17 protein-coding genes are annotated in these 17,047 nt (G+C 54.2%); 12 read left to right on the top strand and 5 right to left on the bottom strand.

Annotated features, from left to right (window positions below):
• The first annotated feature begins 3 nt into the window (after positions 1–3).
• The 8 genes from infB (at position 4) to QMZ30_RS06790 (ending at position 10,032) form a co-directional block, all read left to right on the top strand.
• The gene (gene infB / locus QMZ30_RS06820; RefSeq protein ID WP_282996890.1) at positions 4–2,694 is read left to right on the top strand and encodes a translation initiation factor IF-2; all 2,691 of its coding nucleotides are present in this window, start codon (positions 4–6) and stop codon (positions 2,692–2,694) included.
• A 65-nt stretch (positions 2,695–2,759) separates the two neighbouring features.
• Complete coding sequence (gene rbfA, locus QMZ30_RS06815) at positions 2,760–3,167, top strand: 30S ribosome-binding factor RbfA (RefSeq protein WP_034826517.1); 408 nt, start codon at positions 2,760–2,762, stop codon at positions 3,165–3,167.
• On the top strand, positions 3,167–4,111 hold the full coding sequence (gene truB / locus QMZ30_RS06810) for a tRNA pseudouridine(55) synthase TruB (RefSeq protein ID WP_282996889.1): 945 nt from the start codon (positions 3,167–3,169) through the stop codon (positions 4,109–4,111). Before rbfA ends, truB begins: the two co-directional genes overlap by 1 nt.
• A 135-nt stretch (positions 4,112–4,246) precedes the next feature.
• A complete protein-coding gene (gene rpsO, locus QMZ30_RS06805) occupies positions 4,247–4,516 on the top strand; it encodes a 30S ribosomal protein S15 (RefSeq protein ID WP_034826514.1) in 270 nt (89 codons plus the stop codon).
• Positions 4,517–4,825: 309 nt separating this feature from the next.
• Positions 4,826–6,961, top strand: coding sequence for a polyribonucleotide nucleotidyltransferase (pnp, locus tag QMZ30_RS06800; protein ID WP_039327569.1), 2,136 nt, complete (start codon positions 4,826–4,828; stop codon positions 6,959–6,961).
• A 129-nt stretch (positions 6,962–7,090) separates the two neighbouring features.
• Positions 7,091–7,975 carry a lipoprotein NlpI gene (gene nlpI, locus QMZ30_RS06795; RefSeq protein WP_039327571.1) on the top strand — a complete coding sequence of 295 codons (885 nt, stop codon included), beginning with the start codon at positions 7,091–7,093 and terminating at the stop codon, positions 7,973–7,975.
• A 103-nt stretch (positions 7,976–8,078) separates the two neighbouring features.
• Positions 8,079–8,135, top strand: coding sequence for a protein YrbN (gene yrbN / locus QMZ30_RS25865; protein ID WP_100229640.1), 57 nt, complete (start codon positions 8,079–8,081; stop codon positions 8,133–8,135).
• A gap of 16 nt (positions 8,136–8,151) precedes the next feature.
• Positions 8,152–10,032, top strand: coding sequence for a DEAD/DEAH family ATP-dependent RNA helicase (locus QMZ30_RS06790; protein ID WP_283226816.1), 1,881 nt, complete (start codon positions 8,152–8,154; stop codon positions 10,030–10,032).
• A gap of 65 nt (positions 10,033–10,097) precedes the next feature.
• Here QMZ30_RS06790 and QMZ30_RS06785 read toward each other — a convergent pair whose 3' ends face one another.
• Positions 10,098–10,844 (bottom strand): SDR family NAD(P)-dependent oxidoreductase, encoded by a 747-nt coding sequence (locus tag QMZ30_RS06785; RefSeq protein ID WP_283226815.1) that lies wholly within the window; start codon positions 10,842–10,844, stop codon positions 10,098–10,100.
• 183 nt (positions 10,845–11,027) lie between these two features.
• On the opposite strand from QMZ30_RS06785, the gene QMZ30_RS06780 reads away from it, so the two are divergent.
• Positions 11,028–11,945, top strand: a complete 918-nt coding sequence (locus QMZ30_RS06780; RefSeq protein WP_283226814.1) for an AraC family transcriptional regulator — start codon at positions 11,028–11,030, stop codon at positions 11,943–11,945.
• A gap of 3 nt (positions 11,946–11,948) precedes the next feature.
• On the opposite strand, the gene QMZ30_RS06775 is transcribed toward QMZ30_RS06780, so the two are convergent.
• The 3 genes from QMZ30_RS06775 to ubiU all read right to left on the bottom strand — a co-directional run bounded on the left by QMZ30_RS06775 (position 11,949) and on the right by ubiU (position 14,964).
• Complete coding sequence (locus QMZ30_RS06775; protein WP_283226813.1) at positions 11,949–12,959, bottom strand: luciferase-like monooxygenase; 1,011 nt, start codon at positions 12,957–12,959, stop codon at positions 11,949–11,951.
• 115 nt (positions 12,960–13,074) lie between these two features.
• On the bottom strand, positions 13,075–13,959 hold the full coding sequence (locus QMZ30_RS06770) for a U32 family peptidase (RefSeq protein WP_283226812.1): 885 nt from the start codon (positions 13,957–13,959) through the stop codon (positions 13,075–13,077).
• A 9-nt stretch (positions 13,960–13,968) separates the two neighbouring features.
• The gene (gene ubiU, locus QMZ30_RS06765; RefSeq protein WP_283226811.1) at positions 13,969–14,964 is read right to left on the bottom strand and encodes a ubiquinone anaerobic biosynthesis protein UbiU; all 996 of its coding nucleotides are present in this window, start codon (positions 14,962–14,964) and stop codon (positions 13,969–13,971) included.
• A 203-nt stretch (positions 14,965–15,167) separates the two neighbouring features.
• Here ubiU and ubiT point away from each other — a divergent pair, with 203 nt between their 5' ends.
• A complete protein-coding gene (gene ubiT / locus QMZ30_RS06760) occupies positions 15,168–15,692 on the top strand; it encodes a ubiquinone anaerobic biosynthesis accessory factor UbiT (protein ID WP_283226810.1) in 525 nt (174 codons plus the stop codon).
• Positions 15,686–16,192 (top strand): GNAT family N-acetyltransferase, encoded by a 507-nt coding sequence (locus QMZ30_RS06755; RefSeq protein WP_283226809.1) that lies wholly within the window; start codon positions 15,686–15,688, stop codon positions 16,190–16,192. The genes ubiT and QMZ30_RS06755 overlap by 7 nt, the downstream gene beginning before the upstream one ends.
• Here QMZ30_RS06755 and QMZ30_RS06750 read toward each other — a convergent pair.
• Complete coding sequence (locus QMZ30_RS06750) at positions 16,176–16,463, bottom strand: GIY-YIG nuclease family protein (RefSeq protein ID WP_283226808.1); 288 nt, start codon at positions 16,461–16,463, stop codon at positions 16,176–16,178. The two genes, QMZ30_RS06755 and QMZ30_RS06750, sit on opposite strands and share 17 nt — an antisense overlap.
• Before the next feature lie 79 nt (positions 16,464–16,542).
• Here QMZ30_RS06750 and QMZ30_RS06745 point away from each other — a divergent pair, with 79 nt between their 5' ends.
• On the top strand, positions 16,543–16,983 hold the full coding sequence (locus QMZ30_RS06745; protein WP_283226807.1) for a YhbP family protein: 441 nt from the start codon (positions 16,543–16,545) through the stop codon (positions 16,981–16,983).
• Positions 16,984–17,047 lie beyond the last annotated feature (64 nt).

The following is a 17,047-nucleotide window of genomic DNA, read 5'->3' as shown; positions in this document are numbered from 1 at the left end:
AGCATGACAGATGTAACCGTAAAATCGCTGGCCGCCGAAATTCAGACTCCGGTCGATCGCCTGGTACAGCAATTTGCTGACGCAGGGATCCGCAAGTCTGAAAACGATGCGGTATCCCAGCAAGAGAAAGAAACCTTACTGTCCCATTTGAATCGTGAACACGGTCAGACCGGTTCAAGTAAACTGACTTTGCAGCGCAAAACGCGCAGCACCTTGAATATTCCCGTCACCGGGGGTAAAAGTAAGTCGGTGCAAATCGAAGTCCGCAAAAAGCGCACATACGTGAAAGGTGATGCAGAGTCTGAGCAAGCTCAGGCAGAAGCAGAAGCCGAGGCGCAGCGTGAAGCGGAAGAGCAGGCGCGTCGCGAGGCGGAAGAACAAGCCCGTCGCGAAGCTGAACAAAAAGCGCAACGTGAAGCCGAAGATAAAGCCAAGCGCGAAGCCGCTGAAAAGGCTAAGCGTGAAGCAGCGGAAAATGAGAAAGTGACTAATCAACCTACCGACGAAGTAACCAAGGCTGCGCAATCTGATAAAGCCCGTCGTGAAGCCGAAGCGGCTGAACTGAAACGTAAATCAGAAGAAGAAGCGCGTCGTAAGCTAGAACAAGATGCCCGTCGCGTGGCAGAAGAAGCTAAACGTCTGGCTGAAGAAAAAGCGGCTGAATGGGAAAAACCTGAAGAAGAGGATAAGGGTGATTACCACGTCACTACCTCAACTCATGCCCGTCAGGCTGAAGACGAGAACGATCGTCAGGTTGAAGCTGGCCGTACGCGTACGCGTACCGCTAAAGCTGCTCGCCCGGTGAAGAAAGGCAACAAACATTCTGAAGCGAAAACCGACCGCGAAGAAGCACGTGCTCAGGTACGTGGCGGTAAAGGCGGCAAGCACCGTAAACCAAGTTCACTGCAGCAGGGCTTTAACAAGCCAGCACAGGCGGTGAACCGCGATGTCATCATCGGTGAAACTATCTCCGTTGCTGAGCTGGCCAATAAAATGGCAATCAAAGGCTCTCTGGTTGTAAAAGCGATGATGAAGATGGGCGCCATGGCGACCATTAACCAGGTCATCGACCAGGAAACGGCTCAGATGGTCGCGGAAGAAATGGGTCACAAAGTGATCCTGCGCCGTGAGAATGAGCTGGAAGAAGCGGTAATGGACGACCGTGATACCGATGCCGCGCAAGAGAGCCGCGCGCCAGTCGTGACCATCATGGGTCACGTTGACCACGGTAAAACTTCACTGCTCGACTATATCCGTTCAACCAAAGTCGCCTCTGGCGAGGCTGGCGGTATTACTCAGCATATCGGTGCATACCACGTTGAAACTGACAACGGTATGATCACCTTCCTGGATACCCCAGGTCACGCCGCGTTTACCGCTATGCGTGCTCGTGGTGCTCAGGCAACGGATATCGTTATCCTGGTTGTTGCCGCGGATGACGGCGTGATGCCACAGACCATCGAAGCTATCCAGCACGCAAAAGCGGCGCAGGTGCCGGTTGTGGTTGCTGTGAACAAAATCGATAAGCCAGAAGCCGATCCGGATCGCGTTAAAAACGAACTGACTCAGTACGGCATCATTCCGGAAGAGTGGGGCGGCGAGAACATGTTCGTTAACGTCTCTGCGAAAGCCGGTACCGGTATTGATGACCTGCTGAATGCGATTCTGCTGCAGGCTGAAGTCCTGGAGCTGACAGCGATTCGTGCAGGTATGGCGAGCGGTGTGGTTATCGAATCGTTCCTCGACAAAGGTCGTGGTCCGGTTGCTACCGTACTGGTGCGTGAAGGTACGCTGAACAAAGGCGATATCGTACTCTGTGGCTTCGAATACGGCCGTGTCCGTGCGATGCGTGATGAACTGGGCCGCGAAGTACTGGAAGCCGGTCCATCGATTCCAGTGGAAATCCTTGGTCTGTCTGGTGTGCCAGCAGCAGGTGATGAAGCGACTGTCGTTCGTGATGAGAAGAAAGCACGTGAAGTTGCACTGTATCGTCAGGGCAAGTTCCGCGAAGTGAAGCTGGCGCGTCAGCAGAAGTCGAAGTTGGAGAACATGTTCGCCAACATGACCGAAGGCGAAGTGTCCGAGCTGAACATCGTACTGAAATCCGACGTACAGGGTTCTGTGGAAGCGATCTCCGATTCTCTGCTGAAACTCTCTACCGACGAAGTGAAAGTGCGCATCATCGGTTCAGGCGTGGGTGGTATCACCGAAACTGACGCAACCCTGGCTGCAGCATCCAACGCGATCATCCTCGGCTTCAACGTGCGTGCTGATGCTTCTGCTCGCCGCGTGATTGATGCTGAAAACGTTGACCTGCGTTACTACTCCGTCATCTATAATCTGATCGACGAAGTTAAAGCGGCAATGAGCGGTATGTTGGCGCCAGAGTTCAAACAGCAGATTATCGGTCTGGCTGCAGTACGTGACGTGTTCAAGTCACCGAAGTTCGGCGCTATCGCAGGCTGTATGGTCACCGAAGGCAACATCAAACGTCACAACCCGATTCGCGTGCTGCGCGACAACGTGGTGATTTACGAAGGCGAACTGGAATCTCTGCGTCGCTTTAAAGACGATGTCAACGAAGTGCGTAATGGCATGGAGTGTGGTATCGGCGTGAAGAACTACAACGACGTTCGTGTTGGCGATATGATCGAAGTCTTTGAAGTGATTGAAATTAAACGCACCATCGATTGATTATTATCTGATGTGTTGCAATTTGGGAGGCCTCTGGCCTCCCGAATTATTTGGGAGAAAGAAAAATGGCAAAAGAATTTGGCCGCCCACAGCGCGTATCTCAGGAACTGCAAAAAGAAATCGCTATCATCCTGCAGCGCGAAATCAAAGATCCGCGTCTTGGCATGATGGTGACCGTCTCTGGCGTGGAAGTCTCACGCGATCTGGCTTACGCCAAAGTGTTCGTGACCTTCCTGAATGATCAGGACGAAGATGCGGTAAAAAATGGCCTGAAAGCGCTGAAAGAAGCCTCAGGCTATATCCGTATTCTGGTGGGTAAAGCGATGCGTCTGCGTATCGTGCCGGAATTGACCTTCTTCTATGACAACTCACTGATCGAAGGTATGCGCATGTCTAACCTCGTCAGTAACGTTATCAAGAGTGATGTTGAGCGTCGAGGTGAAAGCCCGGCGGAAGATGACAAGGAGGACTAATGAGTCGTCCTCGTCGTCGCGGTCGCGACGTCCACGGTGTGTTTTTGCTGGATAAGCATCAGGGTGCATCCTCTAATGATGTCCTGCAGAAAGTGAAGCGCCTGTTTAATGCTAATCGAGCGGGCCACACCGGCGCGCTGGATCCCCTGGCCACTGGCATGTTGCCGGTTTGCCTCGGTGAAGCGACCAAGTTTTCGCAGTTTCTGCTCGATTCCGATAAACGTTATCGTGTGATTGCAAAGTTGGGTGAGCGCACGGATACCTCAGATGCCGATGGCAACATCGTCGAAACACGCCCGGTGACCTTTAACCAGGCGATGTTGGACGATGCGCTGGAGAGCTTTCGTGGTGACACCATGCAGGTGCCGACCATGTTCTCCGCACTGAAGTATCAGGGTCGTAAGCTGTACGAATATGCACGCGAAGGCATTACTGTTCCGCGTGAAGCACGCCCTATCCGTGTATTCGAACTGCAGTTTATTCGCTGGGAAGGCGATGAACTGGAGCTGGAGATTCATGTCTCCAAAGGGACTTACATCCGCACCATCATCGATGATTTGGGTGAAAAACTTGGCTGCGGTGCGCATGTGATTATGCTGCGTCGTCTGCAGGTAGCGCGTTATCCGATTGAAAGAATGATCACGCTTGAACAACTGCAAGAGATGGCCGCTGCAGTTAATGCCACTGAAACGCCGGATTACACCACTCTGGACGCCTTGCTGTTACCGATGGACAGCCCAGCAGAAGAGTTTCCTGTCGTGAATTTGCTCCCTTCTGTGGCGGCCTTTTTCAAACAAGGTATGCCGGTGCAGGTGGCGAATGCCCCTGAACAGGGTTTGGTGCGTGTCACTGAAGGTGACGGCCACAAATTCATTGGTATGGCTGAAATCGCGGATGATGGGCGTGTCGCGCCGCGTCGTCTGGTGGTTGAGTTTCCCGCCTAATCGAAACACAGGCTTTAGCCTTTACGACGCATTTGCGTTGCTATCTGGCGAAGAGTAGAATAGCGCGGCTTTAAAAGCGGGCTGCTGAATTAGAGATCGGCACCCATACATTCATTTTTTTATCTGGAGTTTATTATGTCTCTAAGCGTAGAAGCTAAAGCAGAGATCGTTGCTAAATTCGGTCGTGGTGCTAACGACAGCGGTTCAACTGAAGTTCAGGTTGCTCTGCTGACTGCTCAGATTAACCACCTGCAGGGTCACTTCTCTGAGCACAAGAAAGACCACCACAGCCGTCGCGGTCTGCTGCGCATGGTATCTCAGCGTCGTAAGCTGCTGGACTACCTGAAGCGTAAAGACGTTGCTCGCTACACCAGCCTGATCGAAACCCTGGGTCTGCGTCGCTAAGTCTGAAGAATCTGATCAACGATGTAGTGCATGCAGTATGCAGAAAACCGCATCTGACGATCAGATTTGTGCGAGTTTCGCGAAAAGGGGGCCTTTATGGCCCCTTTTTTCGAGCAATCCGCAGCAATCCGTACCAAACTCATGTATTGTTGCTGAGAGTGATCTTTGCTTGCAGCGTTTCGCGCGGCTAATGAGAGGCTTTACCGCCAGAGCGGTTGAAGATTGTCATTAGTCGCGAGGATGCAACTAAAGATCGGTAAATCCCGGCGAGCCAAAATGGGCTTGCCCCTCGAATTAAGGACTTAAATTTTGCTGAACCCGATCGTACGCAAATTCCAATATGGTCAGCATACCGTCACGCTGGAAACCGGCATGATGGCGCGCCAGGCCACTGCAGCAGTAATGGCGAGCATGGACGACACTGCGGTATTCGTTACCGTTGTTGGCCAGAAAAAAACCAAACCAGGTCAGGATTTCTTCCCGTTGACGGTTAACTATCAGGAGCGTACTTACGCTGCTGGTCGTATCCCGGGTAGCTTCTTCCGTCGTGAAGGCCGTCCAAGCGAAGGCGAAACCCTGATCTCCCGTCTGATTGACCGTCCAGTACGTCCTCTGTTCCCGGAAGGTTTCATCAACGAAGTGCAGGTTATCGCTACCGTTGTTTCTGTTAACCCTCAGGTCAACCCAGATATCGTTGCGATGATTGGTGCCTCTGCTGCACTGGCATTGTCTGGCCTGCCATTCAACGGCCCTATCGGTGCTGCACGTGTTGGTTACATCAATGACCAGTACGTTCTGAACCCAACCGCTGATGAAATCAAAACCTCTCGTCTGGACCTGGTGGTTGCAGGTACGCAGAATGCGGTTCTGATGGTTGAATCTGAAGCTGAAATTCTGACTGAAGATCAGATGCTGGGCGCTGTGGTGTTCGGCCACGATCAGCAGCAGGTTGTTATCGAAAACATTAACGCACTGGTTGCTGAAGCAGGCAAACCGCGTTGGGACTGGCAGCCAGAGCCAGCCAACGATGCGTTGATTGCACGTGTTGCGGCATTAGCTGAAACCGGTATCAGCGATGCTTACCGCATCACTGATAAACAAGAGCGTTACACTCAGGTTGGTGTGGTTAAAGACGCCACCATCGCTGCATTAAAAGCGGAAGATGAGTCACTGGATGCGGCTGAAATCGCTGACATCGTTCATGACCTTGAGAAAAGTGTTGTACGTAGCCGCATCATCCGTGGTGAGCCGCGTATCGATGGTCGTGAAAAAGACATGATTCGTGGTCTGGACGTGCGTACTGGCGTATTGCCACGTACTCACGGTTCTTCCCTGTTCACCCGTGGTGAAACGCAGGCGCTGGTTACCGCTACTCTGGGTACCGCACGTGATGCACAGAGCCTTGATGAGCTGATGGGCGAGCGTACTGACAGCTTCCTGTTCCACTACAACTTCCCTCCGTACTCTGTGGGCGAAACCGGTATGGTTGGCTCACCTAAGCGTCGTGAAATCGGTCACGGGCGTTTGGCTAAGCGCGGTGTGCTGGCAGTGATGCCTAAGCAGGAAGAGTTCCCATACACCGTTCGTGTAGTGTCTGAAATCACCGAATCCAACGGTTCTTCTTCAATGGCGTCTGTGTGCGGTGCTTCTCTGGCGCTGATGGATGCAGGTGTACCAATCAAAGCGGCCGTAGCCGGTATCGCGATGGGTCTGGTTAAAGAAGACGAAAACTTCGTGGTTCTGTCTGATATCCTGGGTGACGAAGATCACCTCGGCGATATGGACTTCAAAGTTGCGGGTAGCCGCGACGGTATCACTGCACTGCAGATGGATATCAAAATCGAAGGTATCACCCGCGAAATCATGCAGGTGGCACTGAACCAGGCTAAGGGCGCGCGTCTGCACATCCTGAGCGTGATGGAACAGGCTATCAGCACGCCGCGTCAGGAAATCTCTGAGTTCGCGCCGCGCATTTACACCATTAAGATCAGCGCAGACAAGATCAAAGATGTCATCGGTAAAGGCGGTTCTGTTATCCGTGCTCTGACCGAAGAAACCGGCACCACCATCGAAATCGAAGATGATGGCACCGTGAAGATCGCTGCAACCGACGGCAACAAAGCGAAAGAAGCGATTCGTCGTATCGAACAGATTACCGCTGAAATCGAAGTCGGCCGTATCTACGAAGGTAAAGTGACGCGTATCGTTGACTTCGGTGCCTTCGTGGCCATCGGCGGCGGTAAAGAAGGTCTGGTACATATTTCTCAGATCGCTGATAAGCGCGTTGAGAAAGTGACCGATTACCTGCAGATGGGTCAGGAAGTTCCAGTGAAAGTCATGGAAGTGGACCGTCAGGGCCGCGTACGCCTGAGCATCAAAGAAGCGACAGAGCAGAAACCAGCAGAAGAAACCACTGCTGCGACTGATGCACCTGACGCCGAGTAAGCGTTTACTGATTGGCCTCTCCCTGCATTGTGGGGAGAGGTGTTTGGATCATCGCGAGGGCGGGAATCCTTGTGCACAGCAGGCGGATGACAGGATGGTTATCCCAATGTTTGTATTCGGGAGTGGGAAATGAAGCCTTTTTTGCGCTGGTGTTTTGTTGCGACAGCTATCACGCTGGCAGGATGCAGCAACTCCAATTGGCGTAAGAACGAAGTTCTGGCAGTACCTTTGCAGCCCACACTGCAGCAAGAGGTGATCCTGGCGCGCATGGAACAAATTCTTGCCAGTCGTGCCCTCACCGATGATGAACGCGCACAGCTATTATATGAGCGCGGAGTGTTGTATGATAGTTTGGGTCTGAGGGCATTAGCGCGGAACGATTTTTCGCAAGCGCTGTCTATAAGACCAGATATGCCCGAGGTGTTTAACTACCTTGGTATATATCTAACGCAGGCAGGCAATTTTGATGCTGCCTATGAAGCGTTTGATTCTGTACTTGAGCTTGATCCAACTTACAACTATGCGCATTTAAACCGTGGTATCGCCCTCTATTACGGCGGTCGATACAAGTTAGCGCAAGATGATCTGCTGGCGTTTTATCAAGACGATCCTAACGATCCTTTCCGCAGCCTTTGGCTCTATCTCGTTGAAAGCGATATGGATGCAGACAAGGCAAAAGTCGCGCTACAACAGCGCCACGACAAAGCGGTTCGGGACCAATGGGGATGGAATATTGTCGAGTTCTACCTTGGCGACATCAGTGAAAAAACGCTGATGGAACGTCTCAAGGCGGACGCAACGGATAACACCTCGCTCGCTGAACATCTCAGTGAAACCAACTTCTATTTAGGTAAGTACTACCTAAGTCTGGGGGAGAAGGACGACGCGAAAGCGTTGTTCAAACTGGCGGTGGCTAACAATGTTAACAACTTTGTTGAGCACCGATACGCATTGTTGGAACTGGCGCAACTCGGCCAGACACAAGACGATTTATCAGAATCTGACCAGCAATAGCTGACGAACTTTTTTTGCCTGAATTCTTGTAAAGTCATCATCTTCAAGGTGAGGGCTTTTCTGTTCGTCAAAACTTCTAATTTGAGCCGGTTCACACTTTTTGATGAAAATGACTGAAAATTTTCACGACGAGTTATGTAGACTGGCCGCCGCAATCTAAGAGGCACGTGTACTACATGACTGATATTCAAACCACTTTTTCTGACCTTGGCCTGAACGCTGACATCCTCGAATCACTGAACGGCATGGGCTACGTTAAGCCATCCCCAATCCAGGCTGAGTGTATTCCTCACCTGCTGGCGGGCCGTGATGTGCTGGGTATGGCGCAGACCGGTAGTGGTAAAACGGCGGCATTCTCCCTGCCGCTGCTGAACAACATTGATCCATCTGTTAAAGCACCGCAAATTTTGGTGCTGGCTCCAACTCGCGAATTGGCTGTTCAGGTTGCTGAAGCCATGACCGAATTCTCTAAACACATGCGTGGCGTTAACGTCGTGGCCCTGTACGGCGGCCAACGTTATGACGTGCAGTTGCGTGCACTGCGTCAGGGTCCACAGGTTGTTGTGGGTACGCCTGGCCGTCTGCTGGATCACCTGAAACGCGGCACCTTAGACCTGTCTAACCTGCGTGGCCTGGTGCTGGACGAAGCGGATGAAATGCTGCGTATGGGCTTCATCGAAGACGTTGAAACCATCATGGCGCAGATTCCAGACGGTCATCAGACTGCGCTGTTCTCCGCTACCATGCCAGAAGCGATTCGTCGTATTACTAAGCGCTTCATGAAAGATCCACAGGAAGTACGCATTCAGTCAAGCCTGACCACGCGTCCTGATATCTCTCAGTCTTACTGGACCGCTTACGGTCGTAAAACTGACGCGCTGGTGCGTTTCCTGGAAGCGGAAGATTTCGATGCGGCTATCATCTTCGTGCGTACCAAAAACGCGACGCTGGAAGTGGCCGAAGCGCTGGAGCGCAGCGGTTATAACAGCGCCGCGCTGAACGGTGACATGAACCAGGCACTGCGTGAGCAGACGCTGGAGCGTTTGAAAGATGGTCGTCTCGACATCCTGATCGCCACCGATGTTGCAGCTCGTGGTCTGGACGTTGAGCGTATCAGCCTGGTGGTTAACTACGACATTCCGATGGACGCAGAGTCTTACGTTCACCGTATCGGTCGTACCGGCCGTGCGGGTCGTGCGGGTCGCGCACTGCTGTTCGTTGAGAACCGCGAGCGTCGTCTGCTGCGTAACATCGAGCGCACCATGAAGCTGACCATTCCAGAAGTTGAGCTGCCAAACGCAGAACTGCTGGGTGAGCGTCGTCTGGCTAAGTTCGCCGCAAAAGTACAGCAACAGCTGGAAAGCAGCGATCTGGACATGTACCGCGCACTGCTGAGCAAAATGCAGCCGGGCGAAGATTTGGACATCGAAACACTGGCCGCAGCACTGCTGAAAATGGCACAGGGCGAACGTCCACTGATTCTGCCACCAGAAGCTCCGCGTCCACCACGTCGTGAATTCCGCGAACGTGATGACCGTCGTGATTCACGCGACTCTCGTGGTCCACGTGACAGCCGTGATGGCGATCGTCCACGTCGCGAACGTCGTGACGTTGGCGAAATGCAGCTGTACCGCATTGAAGTGGGCCGTGATGATGGTGTTGAAGTTCGTCACATTGTTGGCGCGATTGCTAACGAAGGCGACATCAGCAGCCGTTACATCGGTAACATCAAGCTGTTTGGTACTCACTCAACCATCGAACTGCCGAAAGGCATGCCGGGCGAAGTTCTGCAGCACTTCACTCGCACGCGTATTCTGAACAAGCCGATGAATATGCAGCTGATGGGTGATGCGCCAGTACATGAGCGTAGCGATCGTCGTCCTGCTGGCCGTGATGGCGAGCGTCGTGGCAATGGCGCACCTCGTGGTGAAGGTGCACCGCGTCGCTTCTCTGATCGCCGTGAAGGTGGTCGTGAAGGCGGACGTTTCAGCCGTGATGGCGGTCGCGCTCCACGTCGTGAAGACGGCGCTGCTGCACCACGTCGTCGTGACGCATAAACGTTAATCGCTTAAAAAATAAAAGGGACGCTTCGGCGTCCCTTTTTTATGTCGTAAACTAAATTTTACACACCGCCAGCAATCAGCACTCGCTCACCACTCACATATGCTGACTCTTCAGAAGCCAAAAACAGCGCCACCTGGGCAACATCTTCCGGCAGGCCAAATCGTCCTAAGGGTGTGGCCGCAATCAGCTTGGCTTTGACGTCTGGATTCATCTTCTTCGCCGCCAGCAACCCTTCCGTCAAAATAATACCCGGCGCCAACGCGTTAACGCGGATATTACGCGGTCCCAGTTCGCGCGCCAGCCCCTGCGTTAAGGTATCAATGGCACCTTTGGTGGCGGCCCACAATACCGAACCTGGGGAGCTGCGTTGGCTGTTCAACGCACTGAGGTTGATGATGGTGCCGCCACGCGCAGGGAAGTGCCTGGCGGCTTGTTGGCTGACCAGCAGTGTGCCCAGCACATTCACATTGAGTTGTTGCTGCATCTCGCTGATGCTGAGATCGGTAAAGTCACCGTGATGAAAAATACCGGCGTTATTGACCACGATATCCGGTGCGCCAAACTGCTCGATGCTGCGCGCGAATAAACGCTGCACATCGGCCTCGCGGGAGATATCAGCCTGTACGGCGATGGCGTCACTGCCCAGTGCACAGATGTCTGTGACCACGTCAGCCGCACCCACCTCGTCCTGGCGATAATTCACCACTACCCGGGCGCCGGCCGCCGCGAAAGTCATAGCAATGGCGGCGCCAATGCCTTTCGACGCGCCCGTCACCAGCGCAATTTTGCCTTCAAGTGCTTTCATTGGGTCTCTCCACCTGAGAATTCGGGGAAGGGTAAGCATGCGCTGTCCATACAATCTGGCGGTAGCGCAATCCTGCAAGGTTTTTGCACGATCCTGCAAATGTGAGGGTTTTGGACTAGGCGGCGCATCGGCGACAAGCGAGAATAACCCTACAGTGATTTCTCATCGCGGAGCGCATAACGCATGATTCATCAGGAACAGTGGCAGCAACTGGTGGCGATGATTGCCCGCCACACCCCGGAAGATGGCCGCCACTTCAGCGCAATTGATTTTCTCTCCTTTGGACGAAGCTCCAAGCCGACCAGTCTGGCGCATGTGGCCACCTGGGCTAGTTTCGCTCTGGTGGCGCAGGGGCAAAAAGCCCTGCGCATGGGCGATGACGTGATGCATTACGGCGCGGGTGACTTGCTGTTGGTGACGTTGGATATGCCGGTGCAATCCTGCGTGGTGTTGGCCACGCCAGAGAAGCCCAATCTCGGCGTCGGCATCACCATCAACGAAACCCGCTTGATGCGTTACCTCGAACACTTTCCGCTACAGCAGGTGGAGGCGACGAGGCTGAATGAGCGCGGCATCACTGTTCACAAAGTCGCACCGCCATTGGTGGATGCGGTGATTCGTCTTGTCGAGTTGTTGGATCAACCGCAAGACATTCCCGCTCTAGCCCCCTTGATTGAGCAGGAGATTTTCTATCGCTTGCTGACGGGACCAGAAGGGCCACGCATTCTCAATATGGCGTTAACCGAACGTCCCGGCAACAAAGTGGCGCGGGCCGCACGCTGGTTGCGTGAACACTTTCATCAGCCATTAAAAATGGACCAGCTGGCCAGCAGCGTCGGCATGAGCATTTCATCGCTGCATCATCACTTTAAAGCGGTGACGGCGATGACACCGATGCAATACCAGAAGCAATTACGCCTCAACGAAGCGCGGCGTTTGATGCTGATTGAGAAGTTAGATGCGGGTACGGCGGGATATCGCGTGGGGTACCAGAGTGCGTCACAGTTCAGCCGTGAGTACAGTCGATTTTACGGGCAATCACCCGCGCGGGATATTCGTACGGTGGCGGTGGGGCCAGAAGGGTTGAACCCACCGCAGTAACCATTACAGCGAGCGAGCCGCTTCCATCGCCAAAGCAAAGGAGCGCAGACGCGCTTGCGGATCGAAAATCTGGCCGTTAACCATGATTTCATCCGCCTGGGTTTCACGTATTAACGCGGCCAGCCCCTGGCGTACTTTGTCACTGTCACCGACGATCGACATGCTCAGCGCCTGCTGTACACCATATTGTTCGGACGGTGACCACAGGTTATCCATATTCTCAACCGGCGCAGGCAGTGGACCCGGTTTGCCACGACGCAGGTTGATGAACTGCTGCTGCATTGAGGTGAACAGGAAGCGCGCATCGCGTTCGCTATCGGCTGCCACCACATTGACGCACACCATGGCGTAAGGTTTTGCCAGACGCGCAGAAGGCTTAAATTTCTCGCGATAGAGATGCAGCGCCTGGAACAACAGGTCAGGTGCAAAGTGGGAGGCGAAGGCAAACGGCAAGCCCAGTTGCGCGGCCAACTGTGCGCTGTAGAGACTGGAACCCAGCAGCCACACTGGAATTTTCAGACCCAAACCGGGTACCGGCTGCACCGGCGGATGTTCACCCTCTTCGGCGTCAAACCAGCGAATCAGTTCCGCCACGTCTTCTGGGAAGCTATCCGCCTGAGCACTGGAGAGATGACGGCGCAACGCCAGCATGGTGCGTTGGTCGGAACCCGGCGCACGGCCCAGCCCCAAGTCAATACGGCCAGGATACAGCGATTCCAGCGTACCAAACTGTTCGGCGATCACCAGCGGCGCATGGTTGGGCAACATGATGCCGCCAGAACCCAAACGCAAGGTTTCTGTATTGGCGGCCAGATAGCCAATCAACACGGAGGTCGCCGCACTGGCGATACCGGTCATGTTGTGGTGCTCAGCGAGCCAGTAACGGTGGAAACCTAACGCTTCAGATTGACGCGCCAGCGCCAGTGAATTGTGGAAGGCTTCTCGCGCGGCAGAACCTTGTGGAATCGGTGCCAGATCCAGTACGGACAGGCGAACAGTTTTTTTCTCAGACATGGGCACTCCAGCTTATGATGGCGCAGGTGTTGATAAACCTGCGCCAGTCAGTATTACGCATCATTACCCATATTTAAACTGCTAATAACAGCAGGAATATAGCCGGAATGTGCCTTTACCGGCCACCCTCCAGCGCCATACCGGCTAAACGACGCCAGTAACCATTGCTGTCACTGCCGCGCGCCATCATCAGCGGCGCTTCTCCCGCTTCGTTAGCGCGGAAACGATCGATCTCAGCCAGCGTGCTTTCATCCTGTGGTGACAGGCGCACAATGTCGATCCAGTTATGCATGCCGGCAAGGTCATTACCCAGGTTATAGCAGTAGCCGCTCATGGTCTGAATCCCATTCAGCACAAACACCTGTTGGCCCTCTTGCGACAGCACGCGGCGTCCGGTGGGATAGTTGATACAGCACGTCTGGCAATCATCCTTGGATCGGTTTTCCGAACGCGCAGTGAAGCAGCGTGCCGAGAGTGCCAAAGGCAGATGACCGTAGCCGAGCACTTCTACTTCGAATTTATCGCGCACGCCGGCGGCGTCACACTGCTGTAGCAGCTGAATCAGCCAGTCGCGTGACATCTCTACCGGCATACACCAACGCGTCATGCCCTCTTTGAGTAACAGCTGCAGCGTTTGTGCGTTGTAGACGTTAAGTGTGGGCCCGGCAACAAACGGCAGCTGACGTTCCGCCGCCATGTTCACCGTGCCGATGTCGTTGGCCTCCAGCAAAAACTCGCCATTTTCGACGTAGCGTCTTAGCTCTTTCACTTCAGAGGGCGACTGCAGCAGCGCCAGCGTGCTCAGCACCACTTGTTTGCCATGCTGAGCCAGCGTGCGGCCCATCTCCATCCACTGGTTAAACGAGGTGGCGCGGCGTTTACTGCATACCGCTTCACCGAGATAGATAATCTCGGCGCTGCTCTCTGCGGCTTTCTGATAAAAAGCGTCCAGTGATTCGGTTGGCCAGTACCACAGCACCGGCCCGATTGCGTATTTCATCGGTTCTCCTTACTGCCAGTCGCGGTGATAAGCACCCAGCGTGGTCTGGCTACCCTCAGAAAGCTCACCCAGTGCGCGCATCCACGGCTCTTGCACAGCAAACTGCTCGGGCGAGGCCATGCAGCGATCAATCGCCTGGCGCCACACCTTGGCGACCTGCGCCACATAGGCGGGGCTGCGTTGGCGTCCCTCAATTTTCACCGAGGCAATATTAGCGCGCAGCAGTTCAGGCAGCAGCGACAGTGTATTCAGGCTGGTGGGCTCTTCCAGCACGTGATAGCGCTGGTTATCCACTTCATAACGGCCTTTGCACAGTGTGGGATAACCGGCGCTCTCCTCGGTGCCGTAACGGTCGATCAGTACCTCATTGAGACGGGATTCCATCCCCTGCGGCGTTTGCTGCCAGCGCACAAATTTGGCGGGCGAGCAGGCCCCCGCACTGTTGGGTGATTCACCCGTCAGCCATGAAGAGAGATAGCAGCGGCCCTCAGCCATGATGCAGAGGCTGCCGAAGGCAAAGACCTCCAGCGGCACTGGCGTCTCGCGCGCCAGCTGTCTCACCTGATGCATCGAAAGCACGCGCGGCAGCACCACACGGCTCAAATCGAAATGGCGATGATAAAAGTGGATGGCCTGCAAATTCGTCGCTGAGGCTTGTACAGAGAGATGGCGCTCAACCTGCGGATACCGCCGCGCGGCATATTCCAGCGTGGCAATATCCGCGAGGATCAAGGCATCGGCCCCGTTTTGTGCCGCCACATCAATGGCGCTCTGCCAGCGATTGATGCCGTCTGGATGCGCAAAAGTGTTGATGGCCACATGCAGTTTGCGGCGATTCTGATGCAGAAAGCGCGCGGCTTCGGCCAGTTTCTTGTCGGTAAAATTGAGGCCAGCAAAGTGGCGGGCATTGGTGTCATCTTTCAGGCCGACATACACCGCATCGGCGCCATGCTCCACCGCCGATTTCAGCGCAGGTAAATTCCCCGCTGGACACAGCAGTTCCATACGTTTTCCTCCCCGAATTCAGAAGCGGTAAAGTGTAGAGAAGGTGCCAGACAGGAATGTTGATTTAAGGCAGTGAAAGCCATATTGATGAGGCGGAGTGGAGATTATTTAACCAGTTGTTCAGCGATTTCCTTGATCTCAGTGGAGTCGCAGCGGCAGGGATGTGGCAATATAGGTAAAATTTTCTGAAGGGATTGTTGATTATGCTCACGCGCTTACGCGGCCTGATTGTCGAAAAAGGCCCAGAATTCCTTGCCTTACCTGTTTCATTTACCCCATTCCCTGTAAAAAAAGTGGTTTTGCAACAACTCTTAAACTGGCAATTTCGTCATGCTTTGTCTGAAGGTGAGTTAGACTTTCTGGAAGGGCGCTTTCTGGGGATCGAGATTGCGGATGTCAATCTGCGCTGGATCACCACCTTGCAAGATGGCCGCCTGACCGTTTCGCGCGACGCCGAGGCAGATGTCTGGTTTCGTGGCGAAGCCAACGATCTGTTGCTGGTAGCAGCACGCAAAGCAGACCCTGATATGTTGTTTTTTCAACGCCGTTTGGTGATTGAAGGCGACACGGAGCTGGGGCTGGAGGTGAAGAATCTAATGGATGCTATTGAACTGGATGCCATGCCCACGCCTTTGCGCGCCGGGTTACAGCAGCTGGCTGCCTTCGTTGAGGCAGGAATGAAACAGGACGCGAAGGCCGCTGAGGCGCGCGCGGAGATCTCATGTTGATTCGTACTGAAATTGGTGTGGATGCGGCGGGCATCGACAACCTGTTAAAGCGCAGTTTTGCTACCGCAGCCGAAGCGGAACTGGTGCAACAACTTCGCGAAGACGGTTTACTCACGCTCGGTGTAGTGGCCACGGATGATGAGGGACAGGTGCTGGGCTACGCGGCCTTTAGCCCGGTCACGCTTCAGGGTGAAGATCGCAACTGGGTGGCACTGGCACCGCTCGCAGTGGATGAATCGGTGCGGAGACAAGGCATTGCCAAAAAGCTGGTGTACGAAGGATTGGATTCGCTAAATGAATTTAGCTACAGCGCGGTGGTGGTTCTGGGCGATCCAGAATTTTATAACCCGCTGGGTTTCGAACCGGCAGCGAGACACGGTTTGCATTGTCGCTGGTTAGGCAGCGAAGCCGCATTTCAGGTGTATAAACTCGCGGATGACGCATTCGTGGGCGCTGAAGGGCTGATCGCCTTCTCCGAGCCTTTTAATCGTTTCGATTGAACCACGCGTTCAGGCAGGCAGGCTGCTGCGCCACCAGCAGCAGCTTTTGCGTGCGGCTCAACTGCTTCACCTGATATTCCAGGCGGGAGGCGGCGGAGCGATCCCCGGCGGCACAGTGAAACACCAGCGTCAGCGGCCCCTTACCGCGCAGTGAGCGCGCACCGCGTCCTGACTGGTGTTGTAGCAGACGGCGATCAACATCGGTTGTGATGCCGGTATAAAGCATCCCGGCGGCGGTTTGCAGCATATAGAGCTGCCAGCTCTGTTGCATTTCACTATCCTGATTAATTGCTGGCAGGCAGTGTAGCGCGCTTATCTCAGCATCGCTATGCGCCGCATGGAGTTGTATTTTGTCAGACCATTCCCACCTGATTCGTTATTTAAAAAAACAGCATGCCCTGTCGTTGTGCGCCACTAGCGGAGACGATTTGTGGTGCGCCAACTGCTTTTACGTATTCGACGAAACGCGCATGGCCTTCTGGCTGATGACCGAACCGGACACGCGCCATGGCACGCTGATGCTGGCCAATCCACAGGTTGCGGGCACGGTTAACGGTCAGCCGAAAACCGTCTTGTTGATTAAAGGCGTGCAGTATCGTGGTCGCATTCAGCCGCTGAGTGAGGAAAACGAAGCGCAGGCGCGCCATGCTTATCAGAAGCGTTTTCCCATCGCGCGCAAAGTCACAGCACCGTTGTGGGAAATCATGCTGGATGAGGTCAAGATGACCGACAACGCGCTGGGCTTCGGTAAAAAGATTGTCTGGCAGCGCAGCGAGGCAAGCCCGCGCTAATTTCCGCGGCGGATCAAATTTACGTCAGTTACGCGTGGCAGATTTCGATAACCTGAATAACACT

This window comes from Pantoea sp. EA-12, from assembly GCF_030053355.1.
Lineage (GTDB): Bacteria > Pseudomonadota > Gammaproteobacteria > Enterobacterales > Enterobacteriaceae > Pantoea > Pantoea vagans_C.
The sequence above is the reverse complement of the archived record's forward strand: the minus strand, read 5'-3'. Positions and strand labels throughout refer to the sequence as shown.

What these genes read in the sequence shown, in the direction of transcription:
- QMZ30_RS06755 (WP_283226809.1), top strand. Translation starts at nt 15,686, where the DNA reads ATGTTGATTCGTACTGAAATTGGTGTGGATGCGGCGGGCATCGACAAC.
- QMZ30_RS06785 (WP_283226815.1), bottom strand. Translation starts at nt 10,844, where the DNA reads ATGAAAGCACTTGAAGGCAAAATTGCGCTGGTGACGGGCGCGTCGAAA.
- ubiT (WP_283226810.1), top strand. Translation starts at nt 15,168, where the DNA reads ATGCTCACGCGCTTACGCGGCCTGATTGTCGAAAAAGGCCCAGAATTC.
- QMZ30_RS06790 (WP_283226816.1), top strand. Translation starts at nt 8,152, where the DNA reads ATGACTGATATTCAAACCACTTTTTCTGACCTTGGCCTGAACGCTGAC.
- QMZ30_RS06750 (WP_283226808.1), bottom strand. Translation starts at nt 16,463, where the DNA reads ATGCAACAGAGCTGGCAGCTCTATATGCTGCAAACCGCCGCCGGGATG.
- infB (WP_282996890.1), top strand. Translation starts at nt 4, where the DNA reads ATGACAGATGTAACCGTAAAATCGCTGGCCGCCGAAATTCAGACTCCG.
- QMZ30_RS06780 (WP_283226814.1), top strand. Translation starts at nt 11,028, where the DNA reads ATGATTCATCAGGAACAGTGGCAGCAACTGGTGGCGATGATTGCCCGC.
- rbfA (WP_034826517.1), top strand. Translation starts at nt 2,760, where the DNA reads ATGGCAAAAGAATTTGGCCGCCCACAGCGCGTATCTCAGGAACTGCAA.
- rpsO (WP_034826514.1), top strand. Translation starts at nt 4,247, where the DNA reads ATGTCTCTAAGCGTAGAAGCTAAAGCAGAGATCGTTGCTAAATTCGGT.
- QMZ30_RS06775 (WP_283226813.1), bottom strand. Translation starts at nt 12,959, where the DNA reads ATGTCTGAGAAAAAAACTGTTCGCCTGTCCGTACTGGATCTGGCACCG.
- truB (WP_282996889.1), top strand. Translation starts at nt 3,167, where the DNA reads ATGAGTCGTCCTCGTCGTCGCGGTCGCGACGTCCACGGTGTGTTTTTG.
- QMZ30_RS06770 (WP_283226812.1), bottom strand. Translation starts at nt 13,959, where the DNA reads ATGAAATACGCAATCGGGCCGGTGCTGTGGTACTGGCCAACCGAATCA.
- ubiU (WP_283226811.1), bottom strand. Translation starts at nt 14,964, where the DNA reads ATGGAACTGCTGTGTCCAGCGGGGAATTTACCTGCGCTGAAATCGGCG.
- nlpI (WP_039327571.1), top strand. Translation starts at nt 7,091, where the DNA reads ATGAAGCCTTTTTTGCGCTGGTGTTTTGTTGCGACAGCTATCACGCTG.